The 21,273-nt window shown below is 43.5% G+C and carries 11 protein-coding genes; 5 read left to right on the top strand and 6 right to left on the bottom strand.

Annotated elements, in window-relative coordinates:
• The first annotated feature begins 67 nt into the window (after positions 1 to 67).
• From JMX13_RS09050 to JMX13_RS09040, 3 genes are all read left to right on the top strand, one after another.
• Positions 68 to 1,444: a hypothetical protein gene (locus JMX13_RS09050; protein WP_227686272.1), complete on the top strand. Its 1,377-nt coding sequence runs from the start codon at positions 68 to 70 to the stop codon at positions 1,442 to 1,444.
• A gap of 156 nt (positions 1,445 to 1,600) precedes the next feature.
• Positions 1,601 to 3,628, top strand: a complete 2,028-nt coding sequence (gene dnaX / locus JMX13_RS09045; protein ID WP_201612189.1) for a DNA polymerase III subunit gamma/tau — start codon at positions 1,601 to 1,603, stop codon at positions 3,626 to 3,628.
• A gap of 234 nt (positions 3,629 to 3,862) precedes the next feature.
• Positions 3,863 to 4,762, top strand: coding sequence for a LysR family transcriptional regulator (locus JMX13_RS09040; RefSeq protein WP_183618283.1), 900 nt, complete (start codon positions 3,863 to 3,865; stop codon positions 4,760 to 4,762).
• Between the two features lie 116 nt (positions 4,763 to 4,878).
• Here JMX13_RS09040 and JMX13_RS09035 read toward each other — a convergent pair whose 3' ends face one another.
• A complete protein-coding gene (locus JMX13_RS09035) occupies positions 4,879 to 6,060 on the bottom strand; it encodes an aspartate aminotransferase family protein (RefSeq protein ID WP_201612188.1) in 1,182 nt (393 codons plus the stop codon).
• A gap of 40 nt (positions 6,061 to 6,100) precedes the next feature.
• The gene (locus JMX13_RS09030) at positions 6,101 to 6,298 is read right to left on the bottom strand and encodes a DNA gyrase inhibitor YacG (protein ID WP_149489466.1); all 198 of its coding nucleotides are present in this window, start codon (positions 6,296 to 6,298) and stop codon (positions 6,101 to 6,103) included.
• A 300-nt stretch (positions 6,299 to 6,598) separates the two neighbouring features.
• On the opposite strand from JMX13_RS09030, the gene trmB reads away from it, so the two are divergent.
• Positions 6,599 to 7,240 carry a tRNA (guanine(46)-N(7))-methyltransferase TrmB gene (trmB, locus tag JMX13_RS09025; protein WP_201612187.1) on the top strand — a complete coding sequence of 214 codons (642 nt, stop codon included), beginning with the start codon at positions 6,599 to 6,601 and terminating at the stop codon, positions 7,238 to 7,240.
• A 177-nt stretch (positions 7,241 to 7,417) separates the two neighbouring features.
• Here the strand turns inward: trmB and JMX13_RS09020 are convergent, their stop codons facing one another.
• Positions 7,418 to 8,812, bottom strand: coding sequence for an ABC1 kinase family protein (locus JMX13_RS09020; RefSeq protein WP_201612186.1), 1,395 nt, complete (start codon positions 8,810 to 8,812; stop codon positions 7,418 to 7,420).
• Positions 8,813 to 9,243: 431 nt separating this feature from the next.
• A complete protein-coding gene (gene purD / locus JMX13_RS09015) occupies positions 9,244 to 10,593 on the bottom strand; it encodes a phosphoribosylamine--glycine ligase (RefSeq protein ID WP_201612207.1) in 1,350 nt (449 codons plus the stop codon).
• Between the two features lie 554 nt (positions 10,594 to 11,147).
• Between purD and JMX13_RS09010 the strand changes: the two genes are divergently transcribed.
• Positions 11,148 to 15,998 (top strand): NAD-glutamate dehydrogenase, encoded by a 4,851-nt coding sequence (locus JMX13_RS09010; RefSeq protein ID WP_201612185.1) that lies wholly within the window; start codon positions 11,148 to 11,150, stop codon positions 15,996 to 15,998.
• 141 nt (positions 15,999 to 16,139) lie between these two features.
• Here JMX13_RS09010 and JMX13_RS09005 read toward each other — a convergent pair whose 3' ends face one another.
• A complete protein-coding gene (locus JMX13_RS09005; protein WP_201612184.1) occupies positions 16,140 to 17,198 on the bottom strand; it encodes a WG repeat-containing protein in 1,059 nt (352 codons plus the stop codon).
• Positions 17,199 to 17,237: 39 nt separating this feature from the next.
• Positions 17,238 to 21,209 (bottom strand): AAA family ATPase, encoded by a 3,972-nt coding sequence (locus tag JMX13_RS09000; protein WP_201612183.1) that lies wholly within the window; start codon positions 21,207 to 21,209, stop codon positions 17,238 to 17,240.
• Positions 21,210 to 21,273: the final 64 nt, after the last annotated feature.

The following is a 21,273-nucleotide window of genomic DNA, read 5'->3' as shown; positions in this document are numbered from 1 at the left end:
ACTAAACTGAATATAAGAAGGGTTTTCTACTTTTAACGGAATAGTCTCAAGTTCTTTATGAGACCTTATGTATAGGGACATTATGGACACTCAGCAAGTACCAGCGTCGATTTGGCAGCAGATGATTCAGCAGAATTTCTTATCTTTGTACGACTTAACCGCAGACAAAATTACTGACCCTGAGTATCTTCAGGGTTATGATTTTGTTTTTGAGTTTTCCAATGCCATGGTTTACCTTATCGTCAACGATGTAACGATACAGGCTGATAGGCAGGATATCGATAGTACTCAAGTTCGTACGTGGAGAAAAGAAGTTGTCAACCAGCTGATTAAGCAGCATGCTCAGTTGTATCTTAAGAATGATCAGGCGCTTGCTTATAAAAACAAATCTAAAAATGAATCGGCATCTGACACAACAGCAGACAAGGCGGTTTATTTTATTGGCTTGACCTCGTTGTCGGTTCAGCATCAAGAGATTGCTGAAAAGAACAGCGCTCAGAAGGGTTATCAAAATAGCTATCAGAATAGTTATCGTAATAACCATCAGAGCAAGCCCATAGAAGCCGCCTCTTATGCGGTTGGCTATGAATATGGTAGTCAGTTTTTTGCAGAAGATTGTGTGCTAGATTTGGACGATGAAGAAAGTGTGCTGCAAGTCTTTAGCTATCAGAACTTCACTGAGATACTCAAGCAGTTGGTAACGCCCAGTGATTTGACGGCATTTTTAGATTTCCATCGCCGTAAGCTTGCTGGGTTTGAAGCGTTTCAAGACGAATCAACCTTGCTTGCACAGTTTTTACAGTCGCCAGATTTTCATCAAAGAGCGATTGAAGTTCAAAAACAACTGGTCAGCCATAACTTGATAGCGCAGATTGAACCGCGATTACTAAAAGCAGCAGAGCCTGAGCAGGCGGAATTTGCTAAAGCATTGATGGCAGAGATTCAAAAGAATACACGCATGTGGTATCTACTTTTTAATAGCTTAGTCAGAGAGTATTATGACGCGGGTACGCCACTGCCAAAAGAGCAAGTTGATATTTTGGTCGACGAGTCCATGTACACCTATGCTTGTTTGGTAGAAAAAATATTGGCTCACAGAAGCATTGACCAAGATTCTCGGTGGACGGGCTACGTGCGCCATGAGCATTCTTATAATGTCTTTGGGCGTCATTATCTGCTGGTGTTTTATGCGCAAGATGACAACAGCTCGTTAAGTGCCGACAAGGTGCGTACGGGTCATCAAGATTTATTATTCGAGCTCAATGCCCAAATGCAGCAGCCTGTTATGCAAGATCTGTTTTTAATTGGTGTCGACGTCAGACCTTGTGAAGATAGCGTGAATACCGAAGTTCATCTTGACGCATTTCATCAGCACGGCTCACTTATCGATGCAAATACCCAGCGTTTGTACCAACAGTTGGCTGAGTTACGAGCTCAATCATAAGTTATTCTAGAAATTAGTTTCAATACTTGGTTTTGATGTTTAGCTTTAATATTTAGCTTTGCTATTTGGTTTGAATAATTGGCTTCGATATCTGGTTTTAAGGTAAATCGCTGATTTGATGCTTTATTTATATTACTACTCACATTGGCATTCATTATGACGCAGCAATATCAAGTTTTAGCGCGCAAATATCGCCCAAAAAACTTTCATGAGTTGATTGGGCAGTCACACGTCTCACAAGCACTGATTAATGCGATTGATTATAATCGTCTGCATCATGCTTATCTATTTACCGGTACGCGCGGTGTTGGTAAGACCACCATTGCGCGTATTTTATCTAAATGCCTAAACTGCGATACCGGTATTACCAGCACCCCATGTGGCGTCTGTGATAACTGCGTGGCGATTGATCAAGGGCGTTTTATTGATCTGATTGAGATTGATGCTGCCTCTCGTACCAAAGTTGAAGACACGCGCGAGCTACTTGATAACGTCCCTTATGCGCCAAGCCAAGGTCGCTACAAGGTATACTTGATTGATGAAGTGCATATGCTGTCGACGCACAGTTTTAATGCACTGCTTAAGACTTTGGAAGAGCCTCCTGAGCATGTAAAGTTCCTGTTGGCCACCACCGATCCGCAAAAACTGCCGATCACGATTATCTCGCGCTGTTTGCAGTTTGTGCTGCGTCCTTTATCGCAAAGCTTGCTCAGTGAACACCTAGCCAATATTTTAACCAAAGAGCAGGTAGGTTATACGCAGCCTGCGCTTTGGCAATTGGCCAGTGCCGCCAAAGGTTCGGTTCGTGATGCGTTGTCATTGACCGATCAAGCGATTGCTTTTGGGCAAGGTGCGCTCGATGATGCGACAGTTAATGCCATGCTTGGCTTGATTGATGCCGCTGATCTGGTGCGTTTAATCACAGATATTTATAATCATGATAAATCTGCCGTCGCTGCTCATATTGAGCAGATGCGTGCGCAAATGGTCGATGCGACCAGCATGTTCGATGGTTTGGCTGAGCTGCTACATCAATTGGCATTGACGCAACTGCTACCTGAGGTTGCCCTTAACGTAAACGAAGCACAAGCGCAGCAGATTAATCAGCTCGCCCAGCATATGAGCCCTGATGTCTTACAGCTGTATTACGAAATCGTGGTACAAGCGCGTGAAGGCGTCAAGCTTGCTAGTACTCCAATGCAAGCGCTTGAGATGTGTATTTTACGTCTTCTAGCTTTTCGTCCATTACCCGTCGATGAGATTTTAAAGAACGTACCTGATACTGCTATATCGTCTGATCCTGTATTAGATGCAGCATCAATAAATACAAATACCGTTGAGGTATCAAATACCAATGCGCTTTTAAATACTAATGCGCATTCAGTATCGGCCTCTTTATCAGTGCCAACCTCAGCAGTAGTGGAAGCGATATCAGAATCGCAGCCAGAAACACAGTTAGAACCAGCAGCGGAATCAATACAGCCGCTACAAGACTATATTGCTGATTATGACAGCTCAAATCAAAATGAGATTGAGTCATACAACACAAACTACGATGATGCTGAATTTGAACAATATAATAGTTACGGCAATGATGAAAGATTAGGTTTGTTAGACGGCAACGTTAACTCTGAGCCTGTTGTTGAGCCTGTTGTTGAGCCTGTTGTTGAGCCTGTTGTTGAGCCTGTTGTTGAGCCTGTTGTTGAGCCTAGCGCAAATGATTCTCAATTATTATCCCAGCTTGATGACCCGCGTACCCTGTTACGTTGCGCCCCGCAAGAGTTGACGGGCGAATGGACACCAGAAAAATGGGACTATTGGCTGCAATGTGCTCGCGAATCTGGTAGTTTGGCTTCAGATGAATTGGCGTTGGCGCGTCAAGGGATGATGACCGGTCACTGTAATGATAAAGCCGTCTTTGTCACGGCAGTGGACAGCAAGCATTTGCAAGCCACCTTTCAACAACTCGCGGCAAAATTGCAAGAACAGTTTATGCAAGCGGACATCAGCTTGCAGATAGATGGCAGTGTCATGCAGTCCGATGATAAGACCCCTGAGCGCCGCCAACAAAAACGCCTTATAGAAGCCCGTACAGTTGCGGAGTCTAAATTGCTCAATACACCTGTGATGCAATATTTGACGGAACGCGGCGAAGGGAAAATGGGTAAGGTTCAGTTATATTAAACAATCGGCAATTTTATGTTTGGCATTTTTTAATAACTAAACTATTAATAAGCTTATTATATTTACCAAGATATCAAGGTGGAATAACTTTATCGCCTTGATATTTTTGGTTTTATCGATGGAGAAGATTTTTTAGTTGACCATCAGAGTTATATTAAAAAACTGTAAGATTTATGATAATCCGCTATAATGGTTAAGTTATATTAAAAACTAAAAAGCAGCTTAGGTGGGAATATGTTAGATAATTTACGTGGTATGGCTGTGTTTGCCAGTGTGGTCGGACACGGCTCTTTTAGTGGTTCAGCTCGCGAACTGGGTATCACAACCAGTGCGGTCAGCCAGCAAATCCGCTCTTTAGAGAATGAGCTGGGCGTAGTGCTATTGCATCGCTCAACTCGTAAGCTAAGCTTAACAGAAGCGGGTGCAAGCTTTTATGAAGCAGCGAAAGACGTGGTTAGCGCCGCTGAACAAGGGCGTATTAAAGTCAATCAATTACGTGATGAGCTGGCCGGTAGCTTGCGTATTGCAACGACACCTGAGCTTGGCGTCCATCATATTTTGCCCGCTCTATCTACTTGGATGTCGGCGCATGATGACCTTAGCATTACGTATTTTGCCGACAATCATTATATTGACATGATTGATGAGCGTATCGATATTGCGGTACGTATGAGCCCCAATATCAATGACTCAACCTTGAGCAATCATCCGTTATCTGATGTGCGTCAACTGTTGGTCGCCTCACCGCAGTATTTACGTCAGCATAAAAAGATCGAAACACCAAAAGATTTGGCAGACCATCAGCTGATTTGTATCGATATTATGAAAGATGCGAGTCATGTAGAGCTTACCCAGACTGAAACGGGCAAGAAAACACGTATTAAAATGAACTCACGTATCCATACTAATAACGTCTTTATGGCAATGACTTTAGCAAAAGAAGGTCATGGCTTGATTCGTATCATGGAAATGGACGTCAAAAAAGAGCTTGAAAGTGGTAATTTGGTCGAAGTGTTAACGGGCTATCAGCTGCCAAGCTTTGTGTTATATGCCGTCACCTTAAACCGTGATCAGCAACCTGCAAAAATCACCCGCTGCTTAGAGGTGTTAAAAAAGTACTTCCATGCTAATTAAGTCGAGCGTTTAACAACCTTTGCTTGGCAGTAATTTTAAAGTGTTAAAAAGCAAAAAGCCTATAGATAAGCTATCTATAGGCTTTTTTAGCTTTAAAATTTGATTAAATCAATCGTTTAAAATGAAGGCTTTAATAAATTAACCAAGCGCTCAACCACTTGTGAGCTTTCATCACGGGTTATATTGAGCGGCGGCAATAGACGAATTACATGCCCGCCTGTGACGTTGATAATTAATTTTTGCTCATCACGGGCACGGTCAACCAATTTGCTACAATCCATCTCTTCCGGGAGCGCGATACCAATCATCATTCCAGCGCCGCGAGTGCTGACGCCATATTTTCCAAGTGCATCAACCACACCCTCACGGATGAACCGTCCTTCGGTGACGGCGTTGTCCATGATATCGCCATTGGCAAGTACTTCATAAACGCTATGTACCACGCGACTGGCTAATGGCGTGCCACCATAGGTTGAGCCATGACTGCCAGCGCCGAACAAGCCATTGGCGCGACCACGTACCATGCAAGCGCCTACGGGAAAGCCATTACCTAAGCCTTTAGCGGTTGTTAAGACATCAGGGCGAGCATTGCTATTCTGATACGCAAAGTACTTGCCCGTACGGCCGTTACCGGTTTGCACTTCATCCAACATAAATAACCAATTATGGCTATCACATACGGCTTGTATCTGTTCAAGGTACGTAAAGCCATTGGCTGCGGTATTAAGACCACCTTCACCTTGGATAGGCTCTACGAATACCGCACAGATATCATCATGGTCTTGAGCTGCTTGTTCAATGGCAGCAATATCACCAAAGGGCACACGGATAAAGTCTTCATCCAAAGTATAAAAACCTTCACGCGCTTTAGGATTGGCGGTTGCTGATAATGAGAGCAAGGTACGACCATGAAATGATTGTTCCATGACGATAACTTTTGGGCGTTTAAAATCCTGCTGATACGCATACAGTCGCGCCAATTTTAGTGCCGCTTCATTGGCTTCAGCACCACTATTAGCAAAGAATACGCTATCCATTTGCGCGGCATGACATAAGGCTTCGCCAGCGCGCTCTTGCCAATCGATGCCAAATAAATTACTGGTATGTACCAAGGTCGCTGCCTGCTGCTGAATAGCCTCCGTAACCTTTGGGTGACAGTGCCCTAAGCCGCATACTGCGATACCCGTCAAGGCATCTAAGTAAGGCGTGTCATCTTTGGTATAAAGCCAACTGCCTGAACCGCGTGTGAAGCTGATTGGTTGACGATTATAAGTGGGCATCAGGTAAGTAGCAGACATGTAAAACATCCTTGGGATAATGAAAGGTTAAAGGGATTGGTTAGAGCTCATCAGAAAACGGCGTCGATTCAGCAGGTAAGGTATATTCTTCGTTTGCCCATGCGCCTAAGTCGATAAGCTTGCAGTGATGACTACAAAACGGCTTATATTTATTGTCTTGCCAGGCGGTTTGATTCCCGCACTCTGGACAAGGATAGGTTTTAGGTAAGGAATTGGTGCTAGAAGTAGATTCAGTCATAATAAAAGTGGATATATCCTAGAGGCATATTAGTAAATGCGGTTATGCAAAACAGCGCTTATAATCAACAGCGAGTATGAATAATGGGTGTTTTCTAAACAGATAAATTGGTACGATTGATTTATTTAGAGGTTTCAAAATCACGATGGCATTAAAACGACAAACTAATGGTCAATTGCACTGATCAATTCGCCATTGTCGTTCGATGAGCAAGGTAGTTGCCTTACTATCGTGCTGGATTGACTATATAATAGCATGTGGTCGAATAATGACAAATGACAAATACCTTAAGGATAGTAGATGACTCATTATCTTGAGCTTTCACATCAGCAGCAGCGTGCTTTTCAACCACAAAAACTCTCAGCCCCACGCGATTTTATCATGCCACAGGTATTGGTCGACGCTGAGCTGCCTTTAGTGTTAGAGATTGGGGCAGGGAAGGGTAAACATGCGCTTAGCTTTGCGCAACAAAATCCTGATAAGCGCCTGATAGCCATCGAGCGCACGCGCAATAAGTTCGAGGCCTTTGCTAAATTGGCAGGACAGCAAAAATCAAGCAATCTAAGCGCAATTCATGCGGATGCCATCGCATGGATTGTTTATGCCATTGCGCCAAACAGTATCGAGCGTATCTTTATATTATATCCCAATCCTGAGCAACATAATCCTAATCAGCAATGGTTGAACATGCCTTTCTTTGAGTTCTTACTCTCTCGTTTGCAGGTAGGTGGGGAAGTGGTACTGGCGACTAATATAGAAGCCTATATGGATAATGCAGAACAGCAGGCCAATGAGCTTTGGTGCTTACCGAACACGCGCCATAAAGTGGCAAGCGATAGTCAACGCACACACTTTGAAGTTAAATACTTGGCGCGTGGTGAGACATGTTGGCAGCTAAACATGCGTAAGCCTGAAGGGTATCAAACCAGATTTGATACATAGCAAGCAAACCTTGAATCACAGGGTAAATAGCCTAAGCGAATAAAATAACAAAAATAATAGTTCAAAAAATCAGAATGTATTTCTAATATACTTATATAAAATAGCCTAAGTAAAAAATGTAAATAATAAAAAAGACCGCTACAAAAGAGCGGTCCAAAAAATATCAATATTTACGAATTATAGAAAAGGTTTTACCAATTTATTAGAGTCAGTATATGCATCTAACACTGTCAAGAATGTATAAGCACCAATAAACTTCCTGCTGATAAACATAAACTCTTTAGGTGGTAGGTTAAACTCAAAAGATTGCATCGCTTGCGAAGCATTGTTCGAGAGGCGAGTATGTAATTTACTGTTGGCCCAAATGTAACGCTGCTGTTCATCTAAACAGTTATCAGGTATGTCAGGATTTAAGGTAGGGTCACTAAAAGGTTCTGTGGCCAATAAAAACAAAGAAGCGATATCGGAGCGTACTTTATCGCTCATGCTATCGAAAAAATCATAACCGGTCATAGCTCGTTCCATTGCCTGATGATCATGACGATATCCCGCTCGTAATAACCCGTGCGCAATCGTCAATAAGGTATTGTCAAACTGGCGAATGGCACCAAAATCTAGCAAGACCAGTTTATCGATTTCATGTTCATCAGGAGCGACGCGAACGAGGTAATTACCAAAATTTGGATCCGTCTGCATCTCTCCCCAAACAAAAATCTCTTGCATCATGATTTCGATAGCCGCCTGACCAATGGCGCTGCGGCGCTCATGCGGTAATAATTGCAGCGCTTCAGAGACAACGGTAATACCTGGCTCATAAGACATGCATAACAAGCGTTTGGTTGAGTAAGTACGATTGATTTTGGGAACGATATAACGCGGGTCGTCAAATAAGCGCTCATAAAAACGCTCTGTAGTCGCCGCTTCCGCTTCATAGTCGACTTCGTGATGGAGTAGGTCACGTATCTCTTCAAACCATGCATCGAGTGCGCGTGTTTGCGGAACGATATTACTGACCTTTAATAAACGTTTAAATAAAGCCAAGTCAGAATTGATGGCATCCGCTACACCCGGATATTGAATTTTTAATACTACTTGTTCGCCAGTTGCCAATACGGTTGCTCGATGTACTTGGGCGAGGGAAGCGGTGCCGATAGGAACTGGATCAACCTCAAGCTCATTTAACTTAGCGCCCAGTAACTGCCGTAATGTCAGTTCAATTTTTGGCCATGCTAAAGTTGCAGTATCATCATTAAGTGTTTGCAGAGCGCGCGTGATTTCGGGCGGTAATATATGCTCGCCATAAATCGCTAGCATTTGACCAATTTTTACCACCGACCCTTTTAATTTACCCAGCTCTTCTGCCAGATAATGTGCCTGTTCTTCCATAAATATTTGGTTACGTGCCGTACGCGCTTCTTTATTTAAGAACATACCAGACACACTATTACCTGCCCAACGACGACCGATATTTAAGGAAGTTTTCGCAATGGACATCCGGCGCTCAAAACCCGAGGTTTTTAAGTTATCGATAGATTGCTTGTTATTAGAAGGTCTAGAGGTATCATTTGCCATAAATATAATCATTCATCCGGTTGCTATTGATTTGCGGGCGTAAAACCGACAATACAAGGAGATGCGACGTACTGGTACAAAATTGTATCACATAACGGGAGGTAGTTTGAGATGCCTGAGCTTAGCATGAACAGTTACTTTGTAAGCTAAAATATGCTTATTAAAAGTACGCCTATTAATTAATTGTTAAGTAAAAAGCTACTACTAAGCATTAAAGCGCTAAAAATTAAGCACCACAATAATGATCTTTATTCTAACACTAAGCCGTCAAAGATAAATTTTTTAAAATAAGATGATAAAAAATGCGCAGTCAAAAAATCCGACCTAGCATTACACTAGGTCGGATTATGACAAAAACGATATAAGTTTCAAAACAGAACTTTTAAAAAACGGAACTTCTAAGATAGAACCTTTACGTCAGCTTAACGGTATTAAAGGTTTTCGCGAGCAATCGCATGATGTCCGATATCACGGCGATAATGTGCACCATCAAAACTAATGGCAGCAGTGACTGCCAATGCTGCTTGCTGCGCTCCTGAGATAGTATCTGCTAGCGCAGTCACACATAATACGCGCCCACCATCGGTAACAATTTCTTTTTTACTGTGAGTTGTTACATCAGGATTGATATTGTCCAACTTAGCATGACTAAAGGCAGTACCTGCGTGGAAGACTTTTACCGCATTTTGATTGTCTGCATCTAACTCTGGTAAGCCTGCAATTACATCACCTTTTGATGAAGTTTCAGGATAGCCTTTTGAAGCAACGACAATACCAAGAGCAGGGCGATCATCCCATTTGGCTTCAGTCGGTAATTTACCTTCCAATCCTTGTGCGACCAAATCAACCATCGATGATTGCAAACGCATCAAAATAGGCTGTGTTTCTGGGTCACCAAAACGGCAGTTAAATTCAATCACATATGGGTCGCCTGCATCATCAATCATAAGCCCAGCATATAAAAATCCGGTATAAGGATGACCGGCGGCTTTCATCGCCTCAACGACAGGTTGGATGACTTGCGTCATCACCTTGTTATGAACGTCTTGAGTGACGACAGGCGCAGGAGAGTAAGCACCCATGCCGCCTGTATTTGGCCCAGTATCGCCTTCAAAAGCACGCTTATGGTCTTGACTGGTTGCCATTGGTAAGATGTTTTCACCATCTACCATACAAATAAAGCTGGCTTCCTCACCTTGCAAAAACTGCTCAACGACCACGCGGCTACCTGCATCACCAAATTTATTGTCGGCAAGCATATCATCAATTGCTTCATGTGCTTGTTCGATGGTTTCAGCAACGATAACGCCTTTACCCGCAGCAAGACCGTCGGCTTTGATAACAATCGGTGCACCTTGCTCATCAATATAAGCTTTAGCAGCAGCAGCGTCTGTGAATCCTTGATAAGCAGCCGTAGGAATATTGTTTTGTTCCATAAATTCTTTCGCAAAGGTTTTTGAGCCTTCTAGCTGTGCACAATAAGCGGTTGGACCCCACGCTTTGATACCAGCATCACGGCAAGCATCGATAATACCCGTCACCAAGGGTGCTTCTGGACCAACAATAACCATGTCTATGGCATTATTTTGGCAAAATTCGATGACTGCACTGTGTTCGTTAGTATTGGCTGAATCCTCTAACGTGACGTTTTGGCATTTAGGTTCAAGGGCAGTGCCAGCATTACCGGGCGCAACATAGATGTTTTGTACGTTGTCGTCTTTTGCACACTGCCATGCTAGCGCATGTTCGCGACCACCTGAGCCAATCACCAAAATATTCATCATACGTCTTGCCCTTAGCATTAAAATTCATAATGTGTGAGTGAGTACTGAGCCAGTAGAACACGGTTCAATATACTGCGGTATTCTAACAAAAAAATGCCGTGATTGTCATGAGTATCCACCTGCCAGCAAGTATTAGACTACATTAGGATGTTATTGTCTCATTATTAAAGGTTATCGACATATTGATGATTCATGAAATGATGTTGTACGCTTTAGCTATGCGCTTAGGTGCGTTACACTTTAATAGATTGGCAGCAGGAAAGACCCGCGAATGGCTATTTATGAGATACACAATTTGAGCCATTGAATGCCAGTAAAATTTAACGAGTATTTTAAAAAAGGGAGATTAACTACATACCCGATACGTATGCTAAATAAGCACGATGATACAGAACTACGGTTGTGTAGAAGCATGGTTATATAGAAGCGGGGTACAAAAATACTGCTAATAAATAGCATGGATGAATGGCTGCAAACAATCGGCATCAAGCAAAAATAAGTCAGTCACAGAAGAAACTAGAACAACAAACTTATAACAAAGGACAATGGATATGCCTAACACCCTAAATATCGCAAAAGAGCGGATTAGCCAAATAAGCGATATTGCCACCAGTTATGTACAAAAGGACAAATCATTATTTGACCATTTTATTCATAGCTATTATCAGCCGCTGCATCAAGAAGCCGCAAAAAATATCAGTAATACTGACTTAGCGGGGATGGCGCTGCATCACTTTACACTTCTCAAAGCCTATGATGGTAGTCAACCGCAGCTTGCTATTTTAAATCCTATTGCCGAAGAGCAGCATTTTCATAGCTCGCATACGGTTATTCAAATAGTCGCTTACGATAGACCATTTTTAGTAGACACCCTTTTGATGAGCCTAGAAGCGGAAGGTATTGACGTCCATCGCACCTACAACATCATTATGAATATCGAACGTGATGAAAATGGTGGTATTACTCATATCGAAGGCGCAGAGGAAAGTGGCACTTCACACATGTCTTTGATTCATTGTGAAATTGCTTATCAAAACAATGATGAGTTGGCGGCCTTAAAGAAAATGCTGCTCGCAAAAATTGATACACTCGATATCGTTGTTGGCGATTGGCAACAAATACGTACTAAATTGATGGACGTAAAAGCGGAGCTGGCTACTAAGCCGCTACCTGAAGTATTTTACTCTCAGCAAGAGATTCAAGCATTTTTGGATTGGATATTGGATGAGCATTTTATATTTTTAGGCTACCGAGAATATCGCTTGGAAGATGGAAGTGACGTTGACGTTAATAGCACGACTAATCAAGCAGCCAACAGGGGTTTAGACTTATTTTCAATTGGTAATAGTGGTCTTGGTCTATTGCGTGGCAGTAGCGAGGATGCGCTTTCAAAGAGCTTTGATGAGCTGCCGAGTAACCTTAAAAAGCTATTAACTGAGCCTCAGGTGTTGATGCTGTCTAAATCAAGCCGTGTGTCACCAGTCCACCGTCCGGTATACATGGATTTTTTGGGAATTCATAAGTTTGATGACAATGGCAAACTGATCGGTGAATATCGTTTTATTGGACTATTTACTGCGCAAGCCTATCAGCTAAGCGTACAACAGATTCCGCTACTGCGTGAAAAAGCCAACAAAATCATGGCGATGGCGGATTTACCACGTGACGGCCATGCCTATCATAAAATGATGCACGTTATTAATTCTTTACCACGTGATGATCTGTTTCAAGCCAGCGTCGAAGAGTTATATCCTATTGTATCTGGCATTAGCCAGCTTCAAGACAAGAAGAGCTTACGTTTATTTAGCCGCGTTGATCATTATCAGCGCTTTGTCTCCTGCTTGGTCTATATCCCACGTGATAAGTTCAATACCGAACTGCGTATTAAAGTACAAAATGTCCTAAAAAACGCTTATGGCGGTACGTCATCCGGCTTCACGACAGAATTTAACGAGTCTGAACACGCCCGCGTCCATGTGCATGTACGCACTGTGCCCGGTCAAGTGAATGAGGTAGATACAGCGGCACTGCAAGATAAGCTGTCGGCTCTTATGCAGTCATGGAGCGATAACTACCAAAGAATGCTTTTGGATAATGTGGGCGAGCAGCAGGCCAATGCCTTAATGCGCCGATTTCTAAACTATATTCCTGCGGCCTATCAAGAGCGCTTTGATGCGCGTACAGCGGTTGAAGACACCAAGCGTTTGGCTAACTTGACGGACGAGCAACCGATGATCTGGCATTTATACCAGTCAACGGGTGATGCCAGTAATCAGCTGCATCTCAAGCTATATGGTCGTCAGCAGCCAGTCATTTTATCCAAAGTCTTACCGGTATTAGAAAATTTCGGTGTATCGGTTATTTCTGCGCAAACCTATGAGTTTGATTTATCAGAGCAGCCTATCTGGATGCAGGAGTATGAGCTGTTATTAGAGCATGTTGATACTATCGATATGAAAGTGGTACGCACACAGTTTGAAGACAGTCTTAAGCAAATTTGGGCTGGGCGTGTTGAGAGTGACTCCTTTAACGAATTGGTATTGATTACCAAGCTAGACACTTATGATGTGGTGGTATTGCGAGCCTTGTCACGTTATATGATGCAAGCAAAAGCGCCGTTCTCTAGTGTTTACATTCAACAAACCATGATAAAAAACAGTGATATCAGCGTGGCGTTGGCTGATCTGTTTGATGCGCGTATGAATCCTAAATACGATGAAAGTGAACGTGCAACCAAAACCAGTCAAATTCAGGCGCAAATTAACAAAGCTCTAGCAGGAGTTAGTAGCCTAGATGAAGATCGTATCTTCCGTTGGTATTTGGATTTAATTAACGCCATGGTACGCACCAACTTTTACCAAAGAGAGGCGGATGGGCAACGTAAAGACCGTTTGTCGTTTAAGTTCTTGGCAGCAGACATTCCAAACTTACCCAAACCTAAACCGATGTTTGAGATATTTGTCTATTCGCCACGTGTGGAAGCGGTGCATTTGCGCGGCGGCAAAGTAGCACGTGGTGGTCTGCGCTGGTCGGACCGTATGGAAGATTTCCGTACCGAAGTACTCGGTCTGGTCAAAGCACAAATGGTCAAAAACGCGGTGATTGTACCAGTTGGTTCCAAAGGTGGTTTTATCGTTAAGACCAAAACCATGGCTGATGGTCGTGAAGCCTTCCAAGCAGAAGGTATTGCCTGTTATCAAGCATTCCTCCGCGGTATGCTTGACGTCACTGACAATATTGTTGACGGCGAAATCGTTCCGCCAGCCAATACTGTGCGCCATGATGAGGATGATCCGTACTTAGTCGTTGCCGCTGATAAAGGCACCGCCACTTTCTCAGATATCGCTAATGCTTTATCAAGCGAATATAACTTTTGGCTTGATGATGCTTTTGCCTCAGGTGGCTCGGTTGGTTATGACCATAAAGCGATGGGTATCACCGCACGCGGTGGCTGGGAGTCGGTCAAACGCCACTTCCGTATGCGCGGCATGGACATCCAAAACCGCGATGATTTTACCGTCGTTGGTATCGGTGATATGAGTGGTGACGTCTTTGGTAACGGTATGCTCAGATCCACTCATACCAAGCTGGTCGCGGCCTTTAACCACTTGCATATTTTTATCGACCCAAACCCAGATACTATAGCGTCTTATGCCGAGCGTGAACGCTTGTTTGAAATGCCGCGATCAACATGGGACGATTATGAAAAATCGCTCATCAGTCAAGGTGGTGGCGTCTTCTCCCGTCAAGATAAGACCATTGCTATCAGTCCTGAAATGAAAGCATTATTTGATATCAATGAAGATAGCCTTGCGCCCAATGAGTTAATCAGTGCCTTATTAAAGTCGCCTGTTGATCTGATTTGGAATGGTGGTATCGGTACCTATGTGAAAAGCGCGAATGAGAGTCATGCTGATGTTGGTGACCGTGCCAATGACGCCGTGCGCGTCAATGGTGGTGAGCTGCGTACGGCAGTCGTTGGGGAAGGTGGTAACTTAGGCTTTACTCAACAAGGGCGTATCGAATACGCACAAACGGGTGGGCGAATTTATACTGATGCTATCGATAACTCGGGCGGCGTCAATTGCTCAGATCATGAAGTGAATATCAAGATTTTACTTGGTAAAGTGGTCGAGCAAGGCGATATGACCTTAAAGCAGCGTAACGAGTTGTTAGAGTCTATGACCGACACGGTCGCTGAATTGGTACTGCGCCAAAATTATCTACAACCGCAAGCGCTAGAGCTTAGCCATCTGCGTGCCGCAGCAAACTTAAGCGATCATCAACGCTTTATTCAAATGTTAGAAGCCGAAGGTCGTTTGGACCGCGCCATTGAGTATCTGCCATCCGATGAAGAAATTGCCAAACGCCAAAAAGCGGGCACAGGTCTTACCAATCCTGAGCTGGCAGTTGTGATGGCTTACGGAAAAATGTGGGTTTATGATAATTTATTATCGTCAGATTTACCTGATGCACCATACTTCGTCAATGAGCTGCGTCAATACTTCCCTGATGAGCTGGCATCGCGCTTCTTTGATGAGATGAAAGAACATCGTCTGCACCGTGAAATTATCAGTACCTATTTAACCAATAGCATCGTCAATCGTCTGGGTATCGAAGCGATATTCCGACTGCATGAAGAAACGGGACAAACGCTCGCCACTATTGCACGTGGTTATGCGATTGCACGTGACGTCTTCCATGTATCAAAAGCATGGGATCTGCTTGAGTCGCTGGACAATCAAGTCGATGCGACCTTGCTGCTCGAGCTTGAACTGCGTCTGCGTGATGCCCTCGAAAATGGGGTGGTGTGGTTTATCAATGCCTTCGGTCAAGATTTGCAAGTTGCTGATATGATCAATCGCTTTGAAGACAGTGTCGAGAAATTGACCAAATCCGGTGGTTTTATCGAGCAGCAATTCTCAGAATACTTGCAAGAAGACACCACAAGTTTAATGGCAGATGATCTCTCTGCTAATGATGCGGCGATGTTTGCGATGCTGCCTTATCATGTCGATGCGCTTGATGCCGCGCTATTGGCTGAGCAGTATGAGCGCCCAGTCGATGAGATTGCGACCTTATACTTTGAGGCCTATCACGTCCTGCAGTTAGATTGGATGATGGACAATATTGCCACGTTACCGCAGCAAGACCACTGGGATCGCCGCGCGCGTCACGCCCTCGTCAACGAAGTCTCGCGCAGCTTACGTATGCTGATGGATACCTTGTTGACACAATCTGATGCTAAGCAAGCCTTTAATGACTGGAAATCACGTCATGCCAGCCAGCTTGACGCCGTCACTGCAGAGATGCAAAAAATCGATAGCAATGATGAGAGTACTACCAGCTTATCGACGTTATCAGTGTTAATAAGTGAGCTTAGTGGCCTCGTAACTAAATAGTGAGCAAATAGAAATCTGGCTAAGTGTTTATATACAATAAGCCCATCGTTTGATTAAAAGAACCACCGTTATGAGTTAACGGTGGTTTTTTATTCTCTAATGCTCAAATAATAAATAGAAGTAATAAAAATGATAAAAGCGCTACTCTAACGTCATCAATGTATTTAAACGCCGCATTTTACCATTCTTTTCAAGCCATACTTTATCCGCATCATCACGATAACAGTCAAATTGGGGTTTTAGTCTAACTTCACCTTTATCATTAATGATCCCAAACTTACCCGCTTGCTTATAAGTATAGAGCTGATGATATAGCAGTTTTCTAATCGGTGCGTCTGATGCGAGGATTAACTTACCATTAGCGTCGATAATTTGAGCGCTAATAATATCGTCTTGAATATCTTCACTCATGCCAGTAGCGGTGCTACCAGCAACTAACGTGCTGCATAAAAATAGTATCGGCTTGGCAGAGTTATTAAAAGATTCGATATGTTGGTTGGCAGCGAGTGGAATGATGACATCATTATTTTGGTCAATAAGCGCCGTTTTATTTTTAAAGCTGACTTGTAAATATAAAGGCTCGCCTGTACAGGCATTTAACGGATGAATCGTATCATATTGCGGCATTACAGCCCAGTAGCCTCTATCATCAAGCAATCCTGTCAGCTCGTTATTGTTAGTAACTATAAAATAATCTTGGTCATAATCAGAATCGTAATGCGCATGCTCGATATGAGCATTGTCTAACGGATAAACCCAGCCGCCATGGCGATTGATAACACCCTGTTTGGTCTTACCATCTGATGACTTAACGCTGACAATAAAGCTGGTGGCAATATCCGGTTCGGTTTGAATCTCATCATATGTAAAAGGCACAATTATCTTGCCAGCCGCATTAACAACGCCGTATTTACCATTTTGCTGAGCTAATACATATTTATCCATCACTATATAAGCATCAGACAAATTATCCGTGAGGATGTTGCCATTTAGATCGTGTAGCTGCTGCGTTCCATCGGCTTGTTCGACCAACTTGCCAGCAAAAGGCTTATTATTTTCGATACGCTCAAAATAACTACTGGGTAAATAACCGGCGCAGCTAATTGTTGCATAAGCAGGGGTAAAACTTAAAATAAAAGCGATGATTGTGAATATACCTACCATCATCGGTCGCACATTCATATGAGTAAGCTGAATCATAATGTGCATAACATTGGCCACTCCAAAATTTCTTTAGCATTAACTGGCTATATGATAGCAGCCTGGACCAGTAATTTTACTAAAGCCTCCTGACAGCTTATCAACTTGAATTTGGGTTAAAATACGCTCTTTTAGGGCTTGTACGTGTGAGATGACACCAATCAATTTGCCTTCTTGTTGCAAACTGGTCAAGGTATCTAAAGCAATATCAAGTGACTCTTCATCTAGAGTGCCAAAGCCTTCATCCAAAAATAATGAATCGACGCGGATATTGTGACTGGCCATCTGCGATAACCCAAGTGCAAGCGCCAAACTGATAATAAACCCTTCACCACCGGATAGGTTTTTGGTACTGCGTATCTCGCCACCTTGATAGTTGTCAATGACATTGAGCTCAAGTGGGTTGTTGTCATCACGAGCCAGCAAATAGCGATCGCTCATTTTGTGCAGTTGGGCATTGGCATGTGTCACCATAATATCAAAGGTTAAACCCTGTGCAAAAGTACGATACTTCTTACCACTACTTGACCCTATCAATTCATTGAGTTGTCGCCATACTTGCAGGGTCTCTTTTTGCTGAGCAATAGCTTGACGTTGGGCTTGTTGATTGCCTTTTTTCTCTTCATTGTCTTTGAGCTGTTGACTCATGGCGCCAATCGCCTCAATCAAACGGTGCAACTCATTTTGCGCCAGATGCTGCTGCTGAACCAGTGTTACTCTCTCTTTAGTGGTTAAGGATTCAGACTTTTTCTTAGTAAGTGCTTGCATGGTTTGAGCCAATAGCGATTGCGCTTGCTTGAGCGTATCACTTATCTGCTGCTGCTGCTCCGTCAGGCTATGGCGCTCGGCGGTAGGTAGGCGCGAGCGCATGAAGTCTGCTTCATCAATAAAGTCAGAGCTGGCGAGCGCCGCTTTAAAGATATCTTCTTGCATGGTGAGTGCAGTAGTAGCAGTGGTTAATTGGTCGGTAAGCTGTTGCTGTTTCTCCTGTAATTGCTGAAGGATATGCTCAGCACTGTCTAACTGTCTTTGTGCCGAGGCCTGTTCAGTATTTGCCTGTTCTACTAAAGCGCGTAATCGTGTGTCTTCTTCATCAGGATTAATAGTGATGTTATTGCTATGATCAGCACCGATATTACGTGCGTTGTCCGTAAAAATGTCGCGCCGTTCAGCCGTTAACTGTTCAAGCGTTGCAGTTTTATCAGCAACCGCTTGAGTCAGGTGATCAAGCTCAGCCTGGTCTTTATCTAATTGTGCCTGCTTGGTTTCGATTTGCACCGTTACGCTGCCAAGCGCGGTCATCAGGGTTTGCTGCTCATTCTTATACGCATTGAACTGCTGTTTTAATTGCACCAAGTTACTACGCTGCTGACGAAGTGTATGGATATGAGCGTCATAGTCCATTTCGTTTAGTACAATTCTCTCATCTATACTCGTTATCAGCGGCTGTAAGGTGGCAGGCTTTGCGACAGAATCTAATGCATAAGCCAGATACTTATTTAATATCGCTGATATAGCGCCTTTAAGCGTGGTTAATTCAGCAAAATTTGCGCAGGTTTTTTTGTCGATACCTTCTACAGCCAACAAACCTATCTTAATATTGGTTTCAATCTCATGCATATCACTAGCAAGCTGATACTGCTGTTGTTCAAGCGTCTCAAGGGTTTTACTTGTTGTCGTAAGCTCAGCGCTCAGCGCTTCATATTGGCTAAGCGTATTTTTTAGACAAAGCCTGCGCGCGGCAAGTTGGTCTTTAATCGTACCCAGTACTAATAAAGCGTCTTGTATAAGGTTAAAATCAGCTGAATCAGTCGCTATCTGCCCGCTCAGTAAATCCATGTCGGCGCCAATCTGGCCAAGTCGATTCATGATGGTGGTGAGGGCGTGAGAATCAGAATAGGTTTTATGCAAAAGTGGCTGTATTAAGCGACCGCTGTCTGCGCACAATGTTTTTATCTGCTCATATAGTGGGCTTTTTTGTTCTTGCCACTGGTCAATCTGACTTTGAGTAGTGGCATACTCAATACGCTGCTTAGATAAGGTTTGTTCTAGCGCATTTATCGTCGTATCTAGCTCGTTTATTTGCTGCTGCGTTTGGGCAACTTCGGATGGCTCCTTATCTAACACAGGGTGATGCTCACTATAAGGATGCTCAAGCGCGCCGCAAAGCGGGCAAGGGTCGCCCTTTTTTAATTGGCTAATGTAGCGCTCTAAACTTGCGACGTGTTGCCATGAGTCCAACAGCTTTTGCTTGTCTTGACGACGGTCTTTTGCTTCTATTATGACCGATTCGTTATTAGTAATAGCCGTCGCCAGTTTGACCAATATCTCATTGAGGGTGGGCAGGGTGGTGTTTATCTTATTAATTTGCGCCTTAAGCGCAGCCATTTGTTGTGCTTTAAAGATAACTTGCTCAATCTGTCTGTTGGTGTGGTCAATCTGTTCTTGCTCGCTACGTAAATCCGCCAATGACTGCTCTTGGGTTAAGCCAGCTTGCTTTTTTTGTAAAGCCGTTGATTCCTCACGCGCCTTGGCAATCAAAGATTTAGCGGTGTCTTGCTGCTGCTGACATTTATCAAGGTTGGCTTGATAGTCGCTGGTTTTATGATGATGGTTGTATTTTTCATTTACTAAAGCGGCATTGTCTTGTAGCAGCACCTTTAGACGGCTGCAATGACTGTCAAAGTTTGCCGCATCGGTATCGATATCGTGCAGAGCGTCAGCATCACTAAGGTACTTCTCGATACTCGTCAGCTGGGTGTTGTCTTGATTGAAACGCTCTTTATGATGGTCTATCTCTTGGCATAAGCGCTGTATATTGGCTGCTATAGCCTGCTTTCTTTGGTGATGGTCGTCTAACACATGCCCGTGCTGAGCGATAGCCGCATCCAGCTTGCGGGCTTGTGCAATTTTTGGCAAAGTGGTTTGTAGCTCATTACTTGCTGTCTGCGTACGAGCCTTAGCCGCTTGTAGAGCGCTCATGGCTTGCGTGAGTTGATTTTCTTGCTGCGGCAGTTGATGATTTAGCAACTGCTGTTCATCTTGTAAGCGCTTAACGGTGTCACGGTTATGGACAAGTCGACTGTATTGACTGTCAATCTCCAAGGCTTTATTGGCGGCGATAAGGCGCTTAGCATTAGGAATAAAATCTGCCTGCGCTTGCTTTGCCGACGTAACCTCCTTTTGATAACTGACGACGTTTTTTTCTAACTCCGCCACGGCATCGAGCCAATTGATTTGCTCGTTAAGATGCTGATAGTATTGTTGCTGCTCGGTTTGTGCGGTTTGATGCGCTGTTAATTTTTCGCCAATCAGCGCTTCTTCATCTGCTTCTAACAACGTTAAGCCATCTAAGCCAAACTGCAACTTGCTCAATATTTCTTCTTCATGACGTTTTTTTTCAAAGACATGGGTTGATATTGTCGCGTAGATATCAGTGCCAGTTATTTTTTCTAAGATGTCAGCACGTTCATCGGCTTTGGCTTTTAAAAACGCGGAAAAACTCCCTTGAGCCAATAAGATTGAGCGGGTGAACTGTTGGAAATCCATCCGTGTCAGCTCAATGATTTTATCTTTGGTGCGTGACAGCTTGCTTTCTAATATTTCATCGCCCGCTGGCACGTCTGCGTTGTCTAGATTGTCAGTTTCGGGCTTCACCAAAGCTATCTCGTGGGTAGCATCTTGCAAGTTACCATCTGCTTTGCCATAAGCGCGGCGCTGACCCCAGCGGCAGCGATATTGCGTGCCATTTAAATCAATCACCACTTCAGCGAAACACTCCGCCGTTTGCCGCGTCATGACCTCATTACTACTTTTGCTGATGCTATTAATCCGCGGTGTCTCACCATATAGCGCAAGACATATGGCATCCAAAATCGTCGTCTTGCCAGCGCCTGTCTGCCCAGTGATGGCAAATATTCCTTCATTGATAAAAGCGGAATCAGCAAAATTGATATGCCATTCGCCTTTTAAGGAATTTAAGTTTTTGAGTCGTAGTTCAATTAGGCGCATGTATAGGTCTTTGTATTTTTAATGGATGGTTTCAATAAGAAAAAGAAATGAGGAAGAAAAGAGA

It is taken from the genome of Psychrobacter immobilis (genome assembly GCF_904846285.1).
GTDB classification, from domain to species: domain Bacteria; phylum Pseudomonadota; class Gammaproteobacteria; order Pseudomonadales; family Moraxellaceae; genus Psychrobacter; species Psychrobacter immobilis_D.
The sequence above is the reverse complement of the archived record's forward strand: the minus strand, read 5'-3'. Positions and strand labels throughout refer to the sequence as shown.

Bases quoted from the DNA above. Each gene is read 5' to 3' on its own strand.
- JMX13_RS09050 (WP_227686272.1), top strand. From the start codon at position 68: ATGTATAGGGACATTATGGACACTCAGCAAGTACCAGCGTCGATTTGG.
- dnaX (WP_201612189.1), top strand. From the start codon at position 1,601: ATGACGCAGCAATATCAAGTTTTAGCGCGCAAATATCGCCCAAAAAAC.
- JMX13_RS09040 (WP_183618283.1), top strand. From the start codon at position 3,863: ATGTTAGATAATTTACGTGGTATGGCTGTGTTTGCCAGTGTGGTCGGA.
- JMX13_RS09035 (WP_201612188.1), bottom strand. From the start codon at position 6,060: ATGTCTGCTACTTACCTGATGCCCACTTATAATCGTCAACCAATCAGC.
- JMX13_RS09030 (WP_149489466.1), bottom strand. From the start codon at position 6,298: ATGACTGAATCTACTTCTAGCACCAATTCCTTACCTAAAACCTATCCT.
- trmB (WP_201612187.1), top strand. From the start codon at position 6,599: ATGACTCATTATCTTGAGCTTTCACATCAGCAGCAGCGTGCTTTTCAA.
- JMX13_RS09020 (WP_201612186.1), bottom strand. From the start codon at position 8,812: ATGGCAAATGATACCTCTAGACCTTCTAATAACAAGCAATCTATCGAT.
- purD (WP_201612207.1), bottom strand. From the start codon at position 10,593: ATGAATATTTTGGTGATTGGCTCAGGTGGTCGCGAACATGCGCTAGCA.
- JMX13_RS09010 (WP_201612185.1), top strand. From the start codon at position 11,148: ATGCCTAACACCCTAAATATCGCAAAAGAGCGGATTAGCCAAATAAGC.
- JMX13_RS09005 (WP_201612184.1), bottom strand. From the start codon at position 17,198: ATGATTCAGCTTACTCATATGAATGTGCGACCGATGATGGTAGGTATA.
- JMX13_RS09000 (WP_201612183.1), bottom strand. From the start codon at position 21,209: ATGCGCCTAATTGAACTACGACTCAAAAACTTAAATTCCTTAAAAGGC.